The sequence below is a fragment of the uncultured Methanobrevibacter sp. genome (genome assembly GCF_902788255.1).
GTDB lineage: Archaea > Methanobacteriota > Methanobacteria > Methanobacteriales > Methanobacteriaceae > Methanocatella.
In genome coordinates, this window is the sequence record NZ_CADAJR010000039.1 from 1 (window position 1) to 16,977 (window position 16,977).

The following is a 16,977-nucleotide window of genomic DNA, read 5'->3' on the forward strand; positions in this document are numbered from 1 at the left end:
CGGTTTAACAACCATTTATGATTGTTATAATATAATTTAATTACAATACTATTTAAATTTAAAGAGAGAGCATTTGAAAAGTATTCGTGCGACAAGCTAAGGTCTATTTCCCATTTAAATCAGTGAAATTTTATTTCAATCCTCGTTATGACGGGATTTTCCCCATTGAAACTCATAATTAAGTGATTGATTATGAGGTTGCATGATATTATGCATAAATAAGTATAAAGCATTCATTGTACTTATGTGCTAGGGAAAGAGTGAAAAAGGTTAACGTGAGTGAACAATTGTAAGCTTCGTAAATCAAGCCAGTAGGTAGGATGCAACGTTAAATTTTATTTAACTACTATTGTATGCAAATTCACAGGAATAATCAATGATTACGTGATTATTTAGTCATAACCTTACAGTAATTTGCCGGAGTAGAGATTGAACCTTAATTCATTCGCTTCTGAAGTAGATCAACTTGGTAAGCCTCACAAGGTCTCACAACTATCTGTGAGTAAGCGGATTGTGAAAGAAGCCTAATTCCTTAGGAGGTAATGGATATCAGAGAAAGCAAAAGCCATTAACAGTCGAAAGACAATAGGAAATAATGGGAATAATAACTATAATGGATACCACACCTTCATGTGTGGCATGGATAACATGGCAGACTTCTGATTGGTGGAAAACGTGAATATAAAACGGAAAATAAGTAATTTATTCAAAGGATTAGTGATAAGATGAGATATACTCAAAACGATAATGTTTATGAGTCCACAGCACAATACGCTACGGATTGGTCTTGTATCAATTGGTACAAGGTCGAGAAGTATATAGATAAGTTACAGAAACGGATATATCATGCCGAAAGTATAGGAGATTCAAGAAAAGTACGAGATTTACAAAGAATATTGGTGAGAAGTACATCTGCTATTTTAATAGCAGTTAAACGTGTTACACAGATTAATAAAGGTAAAAGGACACCAGGAATTGATGGAAAAGTCATCAAAACTGATAAACAACGTGGAGAATTAGTTGATAAACTCAAAACTAGGAATATATCTAAACATGTTCCTAAACCTGCGTATAGAAGGGTGTATCAAGAAATTATTCGCATGGCGTTGGAACCTCAAATGGAGGTCAATTTTGAACCCATCAGTTATGGGTTTAGGCCGAAAAGAGGAGTTCATGACGCCGTAGAACGAATATTTAACATTATCCACAACAATAAATTCTGTGAAGTATTTGAAGGTGATTTTAAAGATTGCTTCAATAATTTATCTCACGAGTTTATTTTAAGTAAAATTAGAGGTTTTCCGTTGATTAAACTGGTAGAAAGGTACTTAAAAGCGGGATATGTTGATAATGGTGTGTTTAATAGGACTGTAAGTGGTACTCCTCAAGGAGGATTACTTTCACCTTTACTGGCAAATATTGCTTTAACTGGACTTGAAGACTATTTAAACATCTCTTACAAGAAGAGAACTCAAATACGAAATGGTGAAACCAAAGAATTTTATGAAACTAAAGGAAAATATCGTGTTACTCGATATGCCGATGATTTCGTTATTTTCGCAAGAAGCAGAAGATAAAACTAAAATTACACACATTTCTGAAGGACTTGATTTTCTAGGATTCAATTTCAGACAATATAAAACTAATAAAGGTTTAAAATGTTTGATTAAACCATCAAAAGATAGTATCAAAAATTTTAAAGCTAAAGTGTCTGAAAGAGTCAGATGGCATCACGGAGACAACGTGGACAGTCTGATAGACTCTTTAAACCCTTTAATAATTGGCACTGCCAATTATTGGAAACCTACTGTTGCTAAAAAGATATTTTCAGATATGGATTACTATATATGGAACAAAATATATAAGTTTTTGCGCCGTTTGCACCCAAATAAAGGTTGGAAATGGATTAAAAGAAAATATTTCCCAGAATACGATGATGGATATCATCGTGGAAAATGGGTACTAACTGGTCCTAAACAAGAGAATCATTTAATTAAAATGAGTTGGACTAAGATTAAGCGACATAAAATGATAACACACAATAATTCACCATATGACAAAAGTAAAGAGAACTACTTCATGAATCGATGAAATATCATGACTGAACTTTCGGATAAAGTTCTGCTTGAGCCGTATGTTTGGAAACGGACACGTACGGTTCTTAAGAGGGTGCGGACGAGCAATCGTCCAATCCTATCTAACTTTAATGCAATTCATCCACGACCTTGAAGAGGTCATGGTATTCTTGCATCATTAGATAAAAGAATGGATTATGATGAAACAAACAGGATTCTGCAGAATTGTTGCCTACATACCCTGGTAGTACCGTGAATGTATTGTTATATCCGTAGGATATGGATTAACAATACTTATCTATCATTAAAACTATAATATATTCATGGTAAAAAATTGTCCGAAATGTGGAAATCAGCTTAAGGTGACTGATTTGTTTTGTCCCAATTGTGGTGAGAGAGTAGTCAGTGTTGGTGGTGATGATTACTTCGACATAATAAGGGACATAATATATGTTGATGGAAGGATTTCCAAGGCGAAGGTGATAGGAGTTGCATTTTTCCTTATATTATTCGTATATGATTTGGTAATGCTGGTTCCTGGATCTCTTCGTGCAGGACCGTTGCCGTTTATTATAACTGTTTTTATGGCTTATTTTGCAGGTCTTTTCTACTATGCAATCTGCAGAGGAGTAGGATTCATAGTGAGAAAGGCCATGAGTTAAAAAGAACTCATGAATCTTTCCTTAATTGTTATCGGGTCCAAGTCTATTATTGGTGCCTTTGAATTTCCAGCATCTGTTTTATAAACGATAAAACTTGCATTTTCACTGTAGAAAATATCTTTTAAATTCACGTCTTCATAATTGTACGCATTTTTAAATCCGACACTTTTTGCAATGTCTACAAAATCAACTAGCTGTGCATATGTGTCCTGATTTCCTGTTGAACCATAAGCGCCATTGTCAATAACAATCCAGGTGAGGTTGTCCGGATTTTGTGCAAACACTGTTACAAGTGATCCCATATTCATAAGAAGTGATCCGTCACCGTCGATTACAACAACATGCTTGTGGGGCTTTGCAAGTGCCAGGCCAAGTCCTATTGATGAGGCAAGACCCATTGAACCGATCATATAGAAGTTTTCAGGTCTGTCGTTTATTTCATAGAGTTCCCTTGAGGGAAATCCAATATTACAGATAATTAATTCATCTTCAATATCTTCCATTATGTCTTTAATCGCATCATATCTTGCCATGTTATCACCAATATTTGATTTCAAGCAATACGCTTACCGGTTTTCCTTCCTCTTCGGACAATTCCCAACCGAGTCTCACATCATCATATGCCGCTTCTGCATTTGCCGGTTTGAAAAAGTTAAAGTTCATCGCTTCAAGTATTCTTGGGGTTGATTCGCCCATCGGGATCTGTCCGCATATGTTTTCTCCGTCGGTTCCCCTGTGACTCATTATCATGAGCAATGGAAATTCATAAAGTTCCATCAATGATTTCAGTGCATTGATTGAGTTTCCAAATCCTGAATTCTGCATAAGTATTGCAGTCTTTTTGCCTCCAAGATATGCTCCTGCACAAATCCCAATTCCCTCCTCTTCACGGGTAACCGGGATATGTGTTATTTCATCGTCTTCATCTATCATTTCTAGCAATCTTGTAAGGTTAACGCAGGGAACACTAACTATAAAATCTATTCCTGCATCTTTAAGTCCATTATAAATAGCTTCTGTACTATCCATATAATCACTTCAAAATTATTTAATAAACTTTATTTTATATTAAAAAGTATTTAAATTATTTGTTAAGATAATAGTAACCTTTTTATTTGTTTAAATCTAATATAAAATCATGTTTGATAAACTACCAATTTCTTCTGAAACAGAAAAGATTTTGACCAAATCTCTTGATGAGGCAATCACTGTTGAGGAAGCAAATCACTTAATGAATATTAAAGGGCAGGATTTACATCCCTTACTTGCAACCGCTGATTATTTAAGACAGAAAATCGTTGGAGACGACGTGACATTCATTAATAACTGTAATGTCAACTTTACAAATATCTGTACCGTTAGATGCGGATTCTGTGCATTCGGAAAGGATGCCGATGATCCTGAAGCTTACATATTAAATGATGAGCAAATCCTTGCAAAGGCTCAGGGTGCGGTCGAAAAGGGTGCACATGAGTTTTGTGTAATGGGTGGAGTCCTGCCTGATGCTGATATTGAATATTATGAACATCTGTTGCATTTGCTTAAGGATGAGTATCCTAATGTCATGATTCACGGATTTTCACCTACTATGATTAGGGATGCCTGTTTGGTTTCAGGTATTGATGTAGCTGAAGGATTTGAAAGGTTGAGTGATGCAGGACTTGACACACTTCCCGGAACAGCCGCTGAAATTTTGACTGACCGTTCAAGGAAAATAATTTGTCCTGAAAAGGTTAGCGTATCCGAATGGGTCGATACAGTCAGAACAGCTCATGAAGTTGGAATTCCGGCTTCCGCAACCATCATGTACGGTCATGTTGAAACTTTAGAAGAAAGGGTAGAACATATCGATATTATTAGAAACCTCCAGGAGGAGACTCATGGTTTTACAGAGTTCATCCCAATGACTTTTATGCATGAATACTCTCCAATATTTTTGGAAGGTCAAACTAATCTTGGTGCAAGCGGAACCGAAGACTTGAAGCTATATGCGGTTTCAAGACTGATGCTTAGGGATTTGATTCCAAATATACAGGTGTCATGGGTAAAGATGGGATTCAGATTTGCACAGGTTGCACTGACTGCCGGTACCAATGACCTTGGAGGTACATTAGGTGGAGACGAGCTTTCAGCTGCTTCAGGTGCACCAGACGGTGTTGAAGCATCAATTGAAACCCTGGACAATATGGTTAGAAACCTTGGAAGAAAACTAATCGACAGGAATTCCAAATATACCGAGTTCTATCCAGTAGCACAAGGAATTGAAATGCCGTCAATACCATCAAAATAGGTGCATTATGAAGAAGTTTATTGTCATAGACGGATTGGACGGGTCAGGTAAAGACACACAGGTAAGACTACTTGCTGAGATGTATGAAAAGCAGGGAAAAAGTGTTGTTGTAAGGTCCCATCCATGCAGTGACAATAGATTTGGCAGACGCTCAAAACAGGCCCTTCTAAAGGAGGGCAAATTGTATCACATCCTTGCAACTCTTAATTTCGGTCTTGATGCAATAAGATCGGTACATATGTATTATTATCGCAGGGACTGTGATGTTCTAATTTTTTCAAGATACATTCTGGCGGTGATGTACTTGCCGAATGGAATCAATACAATTGTATACAAACTCGTGGCTTTCATTCTTCCTACTTCCAATTTGATGTTCTTTTTGGACATTACTCCCGAGGAGTCACTTAGAAGAATAGGCTCACGTGATGAAGAAAAAGAGATGTTTGAAAATATCGATGCGCTAAAGGAAAGTCGTGAAAAATCACGGAAATTCACATATAACTGGAATGTGATTCCCGCCGACGGCACACCTGAGGAAATTTCACAAAAAATAAGGGCAATATGCCTTGAAAGTAAATGATTACAGTACTTCCTTAATGCCGTCTGATGTTATAATCATCAATGAATTGAGGTTTTCGAGAACAAGTGACACTATAGGATGGGTCTGGATGTCCTTGTGCATGAAAATAATCTCATTTTCGACAATGTCAATCCAGTTTACATGATAGACCACTACACCATTAACAATCAGGCCTAAAAATTCAGGAACATAACGGTTTTCATTAATCTCTTCAAAATATGGGTTTTTTCTAAATATTTCTCTTAAAATTTTATCCATTCTATACACCTTTTCTTTCATATACGAATTTCGGAACCGCCTTGTCAAAGGGATCGAAGGTTTCACGGTTTTTGACTTCCATACATTTCATGCTGACCTTTGAGTGGAGTGATGAAGGAAGCCTTAAAATCCTTTTAAGGTCAATAGATACTTTGGCGTCAATGGTTGCCAGGTTCACCCTTGCCATTGCCTCAACAAGATTCTTGTATCTTCTAGGTCCTATATCCTTTTTAAACAAACCCCAATTGTCGTTTTCAAGGTGATGTCTTGATGCGATTATGTCCTTCATGAGTTTAGGGTTTATTCCGTCAATCTTTTCATTGCCCACAAGATGCTGGATATTGAACTTGACCTTTTGGGTGAAAATCTTCTGATATCCGACAGGTATTGTGAAGTGTTCAAAGTTGAAGCTTTGATTTGACACCTCGGTGTTCATGAACTGTGACTTTGGAACTTCAGCGCCTGCAGCATACTTAAGTACTTCGGATCTGAGCTCACTTCCGGCGGTCATCATTTCCTCATCAAGAATCCTTATGTGATAACCCCTTCCGGAGTATATCAGATGGATATTTTTCAGTCCCAAATCGCCCTGCAGGGTGTCTATGAGGTTGTTAACTATTTCTAAAGCTTCGCCAAGACATGTCTCACATACGCCGTTGCACTGGCATGACCTGATTGGAATGTCTTTGGCATCAACATCGAAAATGTATTCTGCCTTTTGCCAATCCTCCCTTCTGCGAGGGTTGTTGTAGAATGCCACGGAAATGTATGCTGCAAACGGTGCCTTGAATCTCAGGAATTTGCGAAGTGATTCGGTTCCTCTAAATACCTTGTACCTGTCATTTGGTCCACGGCCGTTGTGGTCAAAACCGAATTCCCTTTTTTTGATGTCGGTTGAGATGAAGTCTGGCAAATCCTTAGGGTCCCATTCTTCACGGTAATATTGTCTTCGCTCTTTGATTGTGGCTTTAGAAAACATAATTATAGTTTAATTTTTAAAGTATTTATTTATTGGGAAAGTGTGAAAATGTGATTCTGCACATTTGTGAAAAGAAATCTTGAATTGCAAATTTGTTGTTTTTTCATCAAAAATTTTTAATTAATATAAATTCCATAATAATTGAGGTATTACAATGGCTGAGCTTAACTTTGAAGAGGAAAGGATTAATTTTACTCCCGTCATTCTATATGTTGACTACATTAATCTGCAGTTTAGTAATTATTTGAAGCATAGCTCCACGGATATTACACCAAGAGAATTTACCCTGAATAGATTCTTTCCATTTACTTTTTTTTTTTGATAGAATGAAAATATTATACTACACTTCAACTGGAAACAACTTATATATTTCAAAACGGTTGGGCGGAGACCTCTTAAGCATTCCACAGCTTATGAAAAACAATGAATTTTACATAGAAGACGACATTGTAGGGATAGTCTTTCCGGTATTTTTCGCCACTTCTCCAATCACCCTCAGGGAATTTGTCGAAAGGGTGGAGATTAAGGAGGATTACATATTTTTAATATGCTCATATGGTGCCGATGGAGACCAGAATGCATTGAAGATTATGAAGGACACGTTCGATGAAAGGGGAATCCATATCAATTATACAAATTCCGTTTTGATGGTTGACAATTTCCTTCCGTTGTTTGACATGGAAAAGGAAAGGGAACTGAAACAGAATATCGACATTGACGGTGCTATTGATGAGATAAAAAATGACATTTTCAACAGAAAAGAGTATATCTTTGATAAAAAGCCGTTCACCGATGTCGAAAATATTGAGGTTGTGCTTGAAACCACAATGACTGAAAGGTTCCGTATTCTCGTCGGCGAGGATTGCAGCAACTGTCAGGTCTGTGTAAGGGTATGTCCGAGGGGAAACATTGAACTTACAGATGAGGGGCCAATAATCGGAGATAACTGTGATTTCTGTCTAGGATGCGTTAAGCACTGCAAAAATCATGTTTTGACAATAAACGATGAACTGAATCCGGATGAAAGATTCAGAAATCCAAACATCAAGCTTTCCGAAATCATCAAAAGTAACAATCAACAATAGAATACTTTATTATTTATCAAAGGCAAATATAACTTCATGAACGATTATGTTGAAGTGATAGGAGTTGAACACCTGAAGACTGTTCTATCAGGTCTTACGCCAGAGGATATCGTTAAGCCGGCATTTGACAATTGGATGAGCGGCATTAAAACGGGCCATACCATATTGAATCTGGAAACCGGTAATGTATATGGTTTGGGTATTGAGATGAATCAGCTCCCATTAGTCAGTGAGATATATATTGAATTGTATACTATAAAATCACATGAAAATCCCATAAATGAAGAGGAATTCTTCTCCAAAAGGGAATATGAGGAATTTCTGGAGTTCAGCAGTGACGATCCTTGCGAGTACATTCCGGATATCATAACTGATTTTTGTGAAAAAAATGATATTGACGAGTATGAGCGAAGCATTGGAATACTGGCATATAATTTTGAAAAACATGAACAGGCCAATTACAATATGTGGGAATCAAAGATTTTAAACAAGTATTATGATGCGATATATGAGGACCACAATCCCTTCAAGTTTTCACAGTCTAGTCTTTAGCTTCCTGGTCCAACTGGTATTTCTTGCGCCCATAGCAGGATAACGGGTTGTTTATTCCTTTGCATGATTTGTCCGGATGGCAGAGGTTAGGCAAATGGATTTTTATTTTTTCACAGCTCATCGGAGTGTACCATTTTGTCTCTCCCTCATGGTTTATGTCCACCCTGTCATGCATTCCAAAACCAAGTTTTGATATGATGTTTATTTTTTCCTGTGGCTGATCGTCAAATAATGGTGGTGTACAGTTGTCTGCTGCATCAAATATTAACGGTAGTATTTCATTTTCGGTTATAGTCAAATCGGGATCCATATCTGATACCTTCACGGTTTCATCTGAAGCGAATATTCTCGGATAGAGCCTTGCATATGATGCAAATGATGTTAATAAAAGTACGATTGCATCGTTACGTCCACCTGAAGACACTCCCTCAACAGTTGATTTGATGCATGGCGGGAATGCGTCCGGATTTAGTTTTCCAGCCTGCACTGAACCGTATATTCCACCGCTTCCGGCATAATACTGGTTGTACTTACCAATCTCTTCAGGTATGAATTCCTTTAACTCTTCACCTATCCTTATGATTGCAGGGTGCATTTCAACTCTTGCAGACATCTCCTTGATGCGCGCAATATATTCTTCTGTTTTCTGCATTATCAGTCTTGAAAGAATCTGTTCCTTGACGCTGTCTCCGATAAGTATGTTGTACATTCTCTCAGGGCTTCTGTCGGTAAATTCATCACCGAAACGATACAGGAAGTCGTCCTGCTGAAGGACTATATCTCCCTCATCAATCAAAAGATCTGTCAGCTTGAGCTTTTTGGTTGCGATGATGTCCTTGAGTGATTTCCATGCTATTGCACCGTCAACCTTTACCTCATCAAGCACCTCATCAATGATTTCAGCCCTGGACATTGGTGGAATTTTTGCAAGACGCTCCAAAATGAGCATGCCCTGGGACTCTATAAACAGTCGTGATTCACGGGAACCGAGGTTGAACTGTATGGCTATGGCCTGGCATAGGATGTGGAAGGTAACAACATCCTTTTTGAATATCTCCTCATTTGTCAGGTATTCAAATTCGTTCTGTGTGAAGTTTCTGTTGTTCTTTTTTTCTATTGCCCATTGAATGCGTTTCATGCATAGGTCGGAATAGGATTTTGGAATCAGTGAGTCATCTGAGATTTTCTGGTTGTATGTGTGTGTTGCAATCTCTATGAGTGATTCATCGGTATCAAATATCTGATTTAAATCACCATATTCTCTGATAATTTGTCTTCCTTCATCGGACAATGGGTTAATAAATGAAACTTCAGCCATGATTTTAAATTTTTATTTCATATTTTAAATAGATAACCTATTTTTGAAATCAATATTGTTTTTTGTCTGTAATGTAGGTGTGATAACCATCAAAAACTTAATTTTAAAATTTCTAAAAAAATTTTTTCTATCATATAACACTGTTAAAAAAATAACTATTATTAAATATGAAAAACATATTTATATCATGTTTAAAATAATTGAGGAGAATAACTAAATGTCAAAAATATTTATTTCATGCGCACTTCCTTATGCAAACGGACCATGTCATTTGGGTCATATCCGTTCCACATACCTTCCTGCGGATATATATGCAAGATACAATCGTATGATTGGAAATGACGTGCTGATGGTTTGTGCAACCGATGAACATGGAACTCCAATAGCTGTAAAGGCGGATAAGGAAAATAAAAAACCTATTGAAATTTCAAAAAGATATCATGATATGATTGTTCGTGACGTGGAGTCAATGAACATCTCATTGGATAATTTTACAAGAACTACAGATGAAGCCCACTATGAACTGGCTCAGAACTTCTTCAAGTCATTATATGATAACGGATACATCTACCGTGAAGATATCCAGCAGCTGTACTGTCCTAACTGTAACAAGTTCCTTCCGGACAGGTACGTTGAGGGACTGTGTCCGGTATGCGGTTCAGAGGCAAGGGGAGACCACTGTGAGAAATGTGGTAAGGCCCTAAACCCGACTGAACTTGACGAGCCACACTGTATCACCTGTGGAACTACACCTATAATCAAGGACACCTTCCAGTATGCATTCAAGCTTTCAGAATTTGAGGATGCACTTATGGAATATATCTCTTCTAATGACAACCTTCCTGCCAACGTTAAAAACTATGCAACTAACTGGCTTAAAGAAGGTCTTACCGATTGGATTTTAACCCGTGATATGGATTGGGGTATACCTGTGCCGTTGGATGAGGCAAAAGGCAAGGTACTGTATGTATGGATTGAGGCATTCCTCGGATACATCTCATCCGCATCACAATGGTCAAAGAAATCCGGAAAGAAATGGGAGGAATACTGGAATGATTATGTTGTTCACTTCATCGGAAAGGACATCATATACCACCACTCAATCTTCTGGCCGGGTTTGTTAAAAGCATACGGATGCAAACTTCCTGACATGATATATGCAGGTGAATTCCTTTCACTTGAAGGGGAAAAGATGTCCACCAGCAAAAACTGGGTAATCTGGATTGATGATTTTGTAAAAGATTATGAACCTGACCTGTTAAGATATTATCTGACAATTAACGCTCCTCTAAACAAGGATTCAGATTTCTCCTGGGATGATTTCCAAAGGAGAAACAATGACGAGCTGGCGGATGTAATCGGTAACTTCCTTCACCGTACATTCGTATTCACCAAAAAACAGTTCGACAGCAAAATCCCTGAATATTCAAACCCAACCGATGAGGATGAGGAATTCAGAACAGCTATCGAGGAACTGCCTGACAAGGCCGGTGCATTCATTGCAGATTACGAGTTCAGGGAAGCACTTCTTGAAATATTCAAGGTTGCCAAAAAAGGAAACAAATATTTCAACGATGCTGAACCTTGGAAAGCAGTAAAAGAAGATCCGCAAAAGGCTTCCAACTGTTTATACTTATCTAATCAACTGGCAAAAACCCTGGCTTACATGTTAAAGCCATACCTGCCAACCAAAGCTGACAAAATAGCTGAAATAATGAATATTGGATCTTTAGACAATTGGGATGATGCAAAGGTCCCATTGCCTGTTGGCCATGAAATCAACAAGGCCAAACCATTATTCAAAAAGATTGAAGATAAAGAAATTGACGCCCAAAAGGCAAAACTTAAAGAAAACTTAAATGAAAATGAGGATGAAACTATGAGTGATTTAGTAACTATTGATCAATTTGATGAATTTGTAATAAAAATAGGTGAAGTAAAAGAGGCTGAAAAAATCGAAAAGTCCGACAAACTCTTAAAACTCCAGGTTGACCTTGGTGAGGACAAACCTAGACAAATCGTTGCAGGACTTGCAAAATTCTATGATGCTGAAGAATTAATCGGAAGAAGAGTATGTGTAATTGCTAACCTTCAGCCTGCAAAACTCTTCGGAACACTATCAGAAGGTATGATTTTGGCAACAGGTGCATCCGGAGCATTATTAAGCCCTGATGAAAATGCTGAAGTCGGTGAAAGGATTCAATAAATAGATTAAAATGCCGGAATCTGCTCTAGTTAACAAAGCCGAGAACTACTTAAAAGAAATAGCAAGTGATTCAATCAATTTAGAGGATATTGATGAATTTGACAATTTCAAAAATCTCTACTTTAAACTAGATGACAGATTAAACTATTTACAAAAATTTAGAGAGGATATGGATGTACAAGGATACACCACTCCCTTTACATCCCTCAATAAATATGGAACCAAGACGGTTGCAGAGGTTGCAGCCGATGAAATAAGAGAAAACAGTCGCCATAACCAGATATTCAGAATGAAGGCAAATGCCAAAAAGAACATTCTTGACCGTGTAAAGTCAGCCATCGATGCCCATAAGATTGCACTGGGAAACCTTGAACAGTACGGGTATGTGAAGTGCAATTCATGCTATAAGAAATATTCGATGGAGGAATATAAAAACAACAACGGCGAATGCAGCTGCAAAAGCACTGCATTTACATTCAAGACAAACAAGGAACTTGCCCATCGTCTGGAAATAATTCCATATCTTCCATTGTCAGGAAATTATATGGTGCTTATGAGTGAACTTTCCCAATATGCAAGGGAATCATTCAAGCAGGTATTGAATATCCTGAAGCAGGAACGTAAGGGGCATGTAAAAACAATATCCCTGAGAATTCGTTTTAAGGATGACAACAACCGTCTCATCAGGAAAACCGTTACGCTGGACTCCGAGTATGTCGACAACTATGAGGAGGAGGTCCGCAACAGGTACGGCAGGAATGTGCGCATTGAGGCATTGAGATTCCACAGGACAAAACCTGCAATCATTGATGACAAGCATGCAAGAACAGCCCTGGCACTTGCGTATGTGGGTTATGCTCAGGAAATCATAGACAACATACGTGACGATATCCTTAAAAGAAGACTGACTGACTTTAAGAGAATAAAAAAATATGATGAGATTCTGGAGGAATATGAAAATCAGGTGCCTGATTTCATTGACACATATGACCTGGATGCAATCGAGGCATGGAGAAAGTCAGAAATCAACAACAGATTCAGAAATCTCAACTATGTTGACAGGTTCGGTCAGATGACACGTTCCCTTAAGCGTGACTTGAAGGTAAGGGAAAGCATATACAAGAACAACTTTAAAAACATTGCATCTGCCCTGATTATATGGGACATTTTCAGATATTACTTTACGACCTCAAACAATGCACGTAAAATCAACACCGGACCATTCCCATATATGCGTGTGGAACTGGACCGTGAACAGAGAAAGGTTTTCCAGACAACCTATGAAAATGTTATTGAAACATTGAACAGTTTCACTGACTTGAAAATCATCTCAATACCTGACAAGGACCTGCTTTTATATGAAAAGTTCAAGTTCGAAAAGGAGATTCGCAGTTCAAACATCAAATTCAACCATGTTGCGTTGGGTGCGGCATTGATTAACCTGAATTCCGATATTGAAATTGAAACAATAAGCAACGCATTCAACATAAACGAATCAAGGATTAAAAAGGAACTCAAACATATAGATCAGATTAAAAATCCTAAAAGCGACAAGTCAAAACAGTTTTTGGATTTAATCAAGAAGTGATAATATGGATGAGGATGTTACCACTATTCATATTACAAAGGCGCTGTCATCTTCTATGATTGTAGAGCTGATTGACGAATATCCCAACCTTGAGGAGATAACCTGCTCACCAAGCGTTTACAAAAGAACCTCCAAAAGATATATTGAGGCACTCGACCAGCTGGATATCAATGTTCGGACTGAATACAGATGGGGCGCAAAGTCAAAAAGCAATGACATAGAGTTTTATATAGCCAAACTGTCCAAAGAAGGTTTAACTGCAAAACAGATTTCACAAAAGCTTGATATGCCTCTTAACCGTGTATATTATTTATTACGCAAAAGCAATACAGATTTCGACAATCGCAGACGCAAATATGACCACGACGAAATCAAGCAGTTGAAAAGCGACGGTTTGAGTGCCAGTGAAATATCTGAGAAATTGGATATTCCATTGAGAAGTGTCTATTATATTTTGAACAAGAAATAGCTATTTTTTAATAAGTATTATATTGTTGATAAAATAAAGTAATACTATGATGATTTTACCTCAACTTCCTTTATATGCAATTGCAATAATCTGTGGTCTTCTGTCCTTTGCGATTACCAGACTGACCATGCCGAGGATTATTCGCAAACTTGAAGCGGCAGACATTGTCGGAAAAGATATACACAAATCCTGGAAGCCTGTAGTGGCTGAAATGGGAGGATTTGGAATTTTATTCGGTTTTATAATTGGAATGTTTTCAGGAATATACATGCACGACATCCTGACATTCCAGCTTGTTATCGTATTGGTGGTAATACTTCTTGTAGGTATCATCGGTATTGTCGATGACCTTCTCGCACTGTCATCCAAGGAAAAATTCTTCCTTCTGTTTTTGGCAGGTTTGCCTTTAATCTGGGCTGCACCGCCAAATGTTGGTCTGTTATATCTCATCACAATTCCTATTGCACTCTCAATAGGTTCAAATCTGACAAACATGTTGGCTGGTTTGAATGGAATCGAATCAGGTTTGGGTATCATTTCAATGGCATCCCTTACAATTGCATGTATAATATTGGGCAAATATGACGTTACAATCATATCCATGAGTATGCTCGGTGCCCTAATTGCATTTCTATACTTCAACAGGTATCCGGCCAAGATTTTCCCAGGCGATACAGGTACATTGATCATCGGTGCTGCCGTGGTGTGTATTGCATTTATCGGAAGGGTGAAACTTATTGCATTCATTGTACTGATGCCGAATATCATTGATGCAGCATTAAAATTCTACTCAGCAGGTGTCATGAACCGTCAGCAGCAAAAGCCTACACAGCTGAATGATGAGGGAAAACTCGTAAGGCCTGAAACAGGTTTCAAATCAATGATCCGTCTGGTTTTAAGAAAACCTATTGCAGAAAAGGATGCAGTTAAAATCATATGGGCAATTGGAATATTGTTTGGAGTGTTAGGTATAATCGTTGCATTGACAATGCCTGGAATGCTTGAAAACAAGACTTTAGTGAACTTCCTTCAGATTAAGGAAATGTTCTATCATATAGGATTGATACAATGAGGCCATATGTTATATTGAATGCCGCAATGACACTGGACGGTAAAATCGCAACACAAACCGGAAGCTCCAACATTTCCGGTGAAAAGGACCTTGAAAGGGTTCATGAAATCAGGAAGGAATGTGATGCAATAATGGTCGGCATAGGAACCGTACTTGCAGATGACCCTAGGCTGACAGTTCACAAGATTGATGCAAGACCCGAAGACAATCCGGTTAGGGTAGTGGTTGACAGCAAAGGTAGAACCCCTATCGATGCAAGAATCACAAACTCCGATGCTAAAACAATAATTGCAATGGCCAATGAATACAAGGATGATTTCAAGGCTTCAGAGAAATATGAAACATTCAAAAATCGTGGAGTGAAATTCTTTTTTTCAGGTGACAAGCGCGTAGATTTAAAGGCCCTCATGAGCTATCTTCATGAGGAGGGAATTGATAAGCTGATGCTTGAAGGGGGATCCACCCTAAACTTTTCCATGATAAAATCAGGCCTTATCGATGAGATAATCATCTGTGTTGCTCCGATGATTGTTGGGGGCGCCAATGCAAAGACATTCTTTGATGGTGAGGGCTTTGATTTGATGGATGATGCGGTAAGGCTGGAATTGACCGATTCATATACATTGGACAAGGACCTTATCCTGCACTATAAAGTTTCAAATGACTGATTTGACAGTATATTATACCAGATGAAATCATCACCTGCATAAAAGCTTATCAGCACTGATGTCAGTGTGATTAGTACAAATATCATAAGGACATCCGCCGGTGTCAAAAGCACAAAGAGTATTAAAAGGACTATTTCTGATATGATGAATGTCCTTAAAGGATTTCTTGTTTTGATGTAGCTTAAAAGACCAAGCACTATCGGTGTGGCTATTATTGCCAGAATATATAATATTGACAGCTCAAGGCTTATCATATTTTCTATAGGCAGATTCAGGATGTTCATAACTAGATACATTTCAAGAACTGTCAGGAAGAATCCCTGAACGCCTCCGCTTATTGCCTGGGAGAGCGTATGTTTTTTTAAAAGCACCCTTGACCATATCAATATGGGATATAGGATTCCAAAAAGAGAACCTATATGTCCCAACAGTAATATTAAAGCTGCAACCGGTCCGGATAGTCCGGTGGTATGGACACTTATTTTCCATTTTGTTGTAAATAGAAGCACGACTCCAGTATTTATTGAATAACATAAAAGAAGGCATGTCAGGAAGTTGTCCAGATGAAAAATCATGCATATTAAAAACCCGATGAAATATGATATTATCCCTACAATCAGGGGTATGAACCTGTCTGACCTGTTTGAGATGTCCTTGTCGGTTCCGATTTTTTTGGCCCAGCCAAGTATAATTACAAGGGGCAATATAGATGCGAATATTATTGAAACCAATTCCAAAACTATGAATTCATTAAAATTAAAGTTTGTACCATTAAATGATAGGAAAAAACAAATGATTAAGAATAATGGTATGCAGATTATAGGAGGATTGGTAAATGTTGATATTGACTTTGCAACTTTAAGTTTATTCATATAATTATTTATGGGCAATGGACCATAATAAATATTATGAAGGTTAATCTAAAACCACGTTCAATGATGTATCCCGCACCGGCGGTAGTGGCAAGTGCATATGATGAGGAGGGCAATGCTGATGCATGCACTCTGGCATTTGCAACAATGTGTTCGCATCATCCTCCTGCAGTGATGATTGCCTTGAACAACCTCGCCTTATAGAAGGTGAGGATTCCTAGAGTTTTATTTTTATTGCTCAATCGTTTATTGAGTATTTTCTAGGCTATCCCCGCGGAAACATCGGTTTAACAACCATTTATG

General features: G+C 37.8%; 20 protein-coding genes. 14 read left to right on the forward strand and 6 right to left on the reverse strand.

All coding sequences use genetic code 11. The features are described 5' to 3' along the window. Positions 1–725 precede the first annotated feature (725 nt). The 4 genes from QZV03_RS10150 to QZV03_RS10165 all read left to right on the forward strand — a co-directional run bounded on the left by QZV03_RS10150 (position 726) and on the right by QZV03_RS10165 (position 2,737). Positions 726–1,577, forward strand: coding sequence for a reverse transcriptase N-terminal domain-containing protein (locus tag QZV03_RS10150; RefSeq protein ID WP_296876461.1), 852 nt, complete (start codon positions 726–728; stop codon positions 1,575–1,577). Continuing rightward, positions 1,504–2,091 carry a group II intron maturase-specific domain-containing protein gene (locus QZV03_RS10155; RefSeq protein WP_296876463.1) on the forward strand — a complete coding sequence of 196 codons (588 nt, stop codon included), beginning with the start codon at positions 1,504–1,506 and terminating at the stop codon, positions 2,089–2,091. Before QZV03_RS10150 ends, QZV03_RS10155 begins: the two co-directional genes overlap by 74 nt. 34 nt (positions 2,092–2,125) lie before the next feature. Next, positions 2,126–2,257 (forward strand): hypothetical protein, encoded by a 132-nt coding sequence (locus QZV03_RS10160; protein ID WP_296876465.1) that lies wholly within the window; start codon positions 2,126–2,128, stop codon positions 2,255–2,257. A 141-nt stretch (positions 2,258–2,398) separates the two neighbouring features. Next, entirely contained in the window at positions 2,399–2,737 is a 339-nt protein-coding gene (locus tag QZV03_RS10165; protein ID WP_296876467.1) for a zinc ribbon domain-containing protein, read from the forward strand. On the opposite strand, the gene comE is transcribed toward QZV03_RS10165, so the two are convergent. Both comE and comD read right to left on the reverse strand, forming a co-directional pair. Next, positions 2,734–3,270 carry a sulfopyruvate decarboxylase subunit beta gene (gene comE / locus QZV03_RS10170; RefSeq protein ID WP_296876469.1) on the reverse strand — a complete coding sequence of 179 codons (537 nt, stop codon included), beginning with the start codon at positions 3,268–3,270 and terminating at the stop codon, positions 2,734–2,736. The two genes, QZV03_RS10165 and comE, sit on opposite strands and share 4 nt — an antisense overlap. A gap of 4 nt (positions 3,271–3,274) precedes the next feature. Beyond that, on the reverse strand, positions 3,275–3,766 hold the full coding sequence (gene comD, locus QZV03_RS10175) for a sulfopyruvate decarboxylase subunit alpha (protein WP_296876471.1): 492 nt from the start codon (positions 3,764–3,766) through the stop codon (positions 3,275–3,277). 109 nt (positions 3,767–3,875) lie between these two features. Here comD and cofH point away from each other — a divergent pair, with 109 nt between their 5' ends. Then, on the forward strand, positions 3,876–5,027 hold the full coding sequence (gene cofH / locus QZV03_RS10180; protein WP_296876472.1) for a 5-amino-6-(D-ribitylamino)uracil--L-tyrosine 4-hydroxyphenyl transferase CofH: 1,152 nt from the start codon (positions 3,876–3,878) through the stop codon (positions 5,025–5,027). A 7-nt stretch (positions 5,028–5,034) separates the two neighbouring features. Beyond that, positions 5,035–5,607: a thymidylate kinase gene (locus QZV03_RS10185; protein ID WP_296876474.1), complete on the forward strand. Its 573-nt coding sequence runs from the start codon at positions 5,035–5,037 to the stop codon at positions 5,605–5,607. Here the strand turns inward: QZV03_RS10185 and QZV03_RS10190 are convergent, their stop codons facing one another. Together QZV03_RS10190 and priS are read right to left on the reverse strand one after the other, a co-directional pair. Further along, on the reverse strand, positions 5,608–5,865 hold the full coding sequence (locus tag QZV03_RS10190) for a hypothetical protein (RefSeq protein ID WP_296876475.1): 258 nt from the start codon (positions 5,863–5,865) through the stop codon (positions 5,608–5,610). 1 nt (position 5,866) lies between these two features. Then, a complete protein-coding gene (gene priS / locus QZV03_RS10195) occupies positions 5,867–6,844 on the reverse strand; it encodes a DNA primase catalytic subunit PriS (RefSeq protein ID WP_296876477.1) in 978 nt (325 codons plus the stop codon). 326 nt (positions 6,845–7,170) lie between these two features. On the opposite strand from priS, the gene QZV03_RS10200 reads away from it, so the two are divergent. Together QZV03_RS10200 and QZV03_RS10205 are read left to right on the forward strand one after the other, a co-directional pair. After that, positions 7,171–7,929 carry an EFR1 family ferrodoxin gene (locus QZV03_RS10200; RefSeq protein WP_296876479.1) on the forward strand — a complete coding sequence of 253 codons (759 nt, stop codon included), beginning with the start codon at positions 7,171–7,173 and terminating at the stop codon, positions 7,927–7,929. Between the two features lie 36 nt (positions 7,930–7,965). Beyond that, positions 7,966–8,481: a hypothetical protein gene (locus QZV03_RS10205; protein ID WP_296876481.1), complete on the forward strand. Its 516-nt coding sequence runs from the start codon at positions 7,966–7,968 to the stop codon at positions 8,479–8,481. On the opposite strand, the gene priL is transcribed toward QZV03_RS10205, so the two are convergent. Next, positions 8,471–9,799, reverse strand: a complete 1,329-nt coding sequence (gene priL, locus QZV03_RS10210; RefSeq protein ID WP_296876483.1) for a DNA primase large subunit PriL — start codon at positions 9,797–9,799, stop codon at positions 8,471–8,473. The two genes, QZV03_RS10205 and priL, sit on opposite strands and share 11 nt — an antisense overlap. A gap of 217 nt (positions 9,800–10,016) precedes the next feature. Between priL and metG the strand changes: the two genes are divergently transcribed. From metG to QZV03_RS10235, 5 genes are read left to right on the forward strand one after another with little or no spacing between them, the layout of a single operon-like run. Next, on the forward strand, positions 10,017–12,005 hold the full coding sequence (gene metG, locus QZV03_RS10215) for a methionine--tRNA ligase (RefSeq protein WP_296876485.1): 1,989 nt from the start codon (positions 10,017–10,019) through the stop codon (positions 12,003–12,005). 10 nt (positions 12,006–12,015) lie between these two features. Further along, entirely contained in the window at positions 12,016–13,593 is a 1,578-nt protein-coding gene (locus tag QZV03_RS10220; protein WP_296876487.1) for a DUF530 domain-containing protein, read from the forward strand. Between the two features lie 4 nt (positions 13,594–13,597). Next, positions 13,598–14,062, forward strand: a complete 465-nt coding sequence (locus QZV03_RS10225; protein ID WP_296876489.1) for a hypothetical protein — start codon at positions 13,598–13,600, stop codon at positions 14,060–14,062. A gap of 46 nt (positions 14,063–14,108) precedes the next feature. Next, positions 14,109–15,134 carry a glycosyltransferase 4 family protein gene (locus QZV03_RS10230; protein WP_296876491.1) on the forward strand — a complete coding sequence of 342 codons (1,026 nt, stop codon included), beginning with the start codon at positions 14,109–14,111 and terminating at the stop codon, positions 15,132–15,134. Beyond that, positions 15,131–15,802, forward strand: coding sequence for a 2,5-diamino-6-(ribosylamino)-4(3H)-pyrimidinone 5'-phosphate reductase (locus tag QZV03_RS10235; protein ID WP_296876493.1), 672 nt, complete (start codon positions 15,131–15,133; stop codon positions 15,800–15,802). The genes QZV03_RS10230 and QZV03_RS10235 overlap by 4 nt, the downstream gene beginning before the upstream one ends. Here QZV03_RS10235 and QZV03_RS10240 read toward each other — a convergent pair. Further along, positions 15,781–16,674, reverse strand: coding sequence for a hypothetical protein (locus QZV03_RS10240; protein WP_296876495.1), 894 nt, complete (start codon positions 16,672–16,674; stop codon positions 15,781–15,783). The genes QZV03_RS10235 and QZV03_RS10240 overlap by 22 nt on opposite strands. A 36-nt stretch (positions 16,675–16,710) precedes the next feature. Between QZV03_RS10240 and QZV03_RS10245 the strand changes: the two genes are divergently transcribed. Next, entirely contained in the window at positions 16,711–16,878 is a 168-nt protein-coding gene (locus tag QZV03_RS10245) for a flavin reductase (protein WP_296876497.1), read from the forward strand. The last annotated feature ends 99 nt before the right edge of the window (positions 16,879–16,977 follow it).